9 tRNA genes are annotated in these 1,028 nt (G+C 48.8%); all 9 read right to left on the reverse strand.

What is annotated here, in order from left to right:
• Nucleotides 1–175 precede the first annotated feature (175 nt).
• The 9 genes from HP570_RS29110 to HP570_RS29150 all read right to left on the reverse strand — a co-directional run bounded on the left by HP570_RS29110 (nt 176) and on the right by HP570_RS29150 (nt 997).
• Nucleotides 176–260, reverse strand: a tRNA-Leu gene (locus HP570_RS29110).
• Between the two features lie 8 nt (nt 261–268).
• Nucleotides 269–342, reverse strand: a tRNA-Arg gene (locus HP570_RS29115).
• Nucleotides 343–362: 20 nt separating this feature from the next.
• Nucleotides 363–438 (reverse strand) — tRNA-His (locus HP570_RS29120).
• Between the two features lie 29 nt (nt 439–467).
• Nucleotides 468–541, reverse strand: a tRNA-Trp gene (locus HP570_RS29125).
• A 1-nt stretch (nt 542) separates the two neighbouring features.
• A tRNA-Met gene (locus tag HP570_RS29130) sits at nt 543–619 on the reverse strand.
• A 24-nt stretch (nt 620–643) separates the two neighbouring features.
• Nucleotides 644–732 (reverse strand) — tRNA-Ser (locus HP570_RS29135).
• Between the two features lie 9 nt (nt 733–741).
• Nucleotides 742–815, reverse strand: a tRNA-Gly gene (locus HP570_RS29140).
• Nucleotides 816–822: 7 nt separating this feature from the next.
• A tRNA-Leu gene (locus tag HP570_RS29145) sits at nt 823–904 on the reverse strand.
• A 16-nt stretch (nt 905–920) separates the two neighbouring features.
• Nucleotides 921–997: transfer RNA gene (locus HP570_RS29150), tRNA-Pro, on the reverse strand.
• Between the last annotated feature and the right edge of the window lie 31 nt (nt 998–1,028).

Genomic DNA, 1,028 nt, shown 5'->3' on the forward strand with positions numbered 1-1,028 from the left:
TGCACTGTGTCTTGTGCAGATCTTTAATTTATCACATCTAACTTTCAAAGTCAATAACTTTTTTAGTTTTATGTGATTTGTTCTACTCAGTTAAACTAGTGTTTCGCGAGTAGATATTTAATATAACACATTGTTTTTCATTAATCAAGAGGTTTTTTAACCTCATTGAAATTAATGGTGCGGTCGGCGAGACTCGAACTCGCACGGGTCGCCCCGCCACCCCCTCAAGATGGTGTGTCTGCCAATTCCACCACGACCGCATGTAAAACGTCTCAGGAGAGGTTCGAACTCCCGACCGTCCGCTTAGAAGGCGGATGCTCTATCCAGCTGAGCTACTGAGACATATAGTAGTTATAAAAAAATGGGGCGATCGATGGGACTTGAACCCACGAGTGCCGGAGCCACAATCCGGTGCGTTAACCCCTTCGCCACGACCGCCATAATGTATGCGTTTTAAAAATGTTCCTTGGCAGGGGCAGTAGGAATCGAACCCACACCAAAGGTTTTGGAGACCTTCGTTCTACCGTTAAACTATGCCCCTATGGTAGCGGTGGAGGGGATCGAACCCCCGACCTTTCGGGTATGAACCGAACGCTCTAGCCATCTGAGCTACGCCGCCATAATTATTCGTAATAAAAAGAAGTGGCGGAGGGAGAGGGATTCGAACCCCCGTGAGCTTGCACTCTAACGGTTTTCAAGACCGCCCCGTTATGACCACTTCGGTATCCCTCCGCAAAAATATGGAGCGGGTGATGGGAATCGAACCCACGCGACCAGCTTGGAAGGCTGGAGTTCTACCATTGAACTACACCCGCTTGAATATGGTGCCGGTGAAGGGACTTGAACCCCCACGGTTTCCCTCACGATTTTGAGTCGCGCGCGTCTGCCATTCCGCCACACCGGCATATTCATTTGAAACATGGTCGGGAAGACAGGATTCGAACCTGCGACCCCTTGGTCCCAAGCCAAGTACTCTACCAAGCTGAGCTACTTCCCGATTACAGTTCTTCATTTTTTAAGATGAAGAT

Source organism: Brevibacillus sp. RS1.1 (assembly GCF_013284365.1).
GTDB lineage: Bacteria > Bacillota > Bacilli > Brevibacillales > Brevibacillaceae > Brevibacillus > Brevibacillus brevis_D.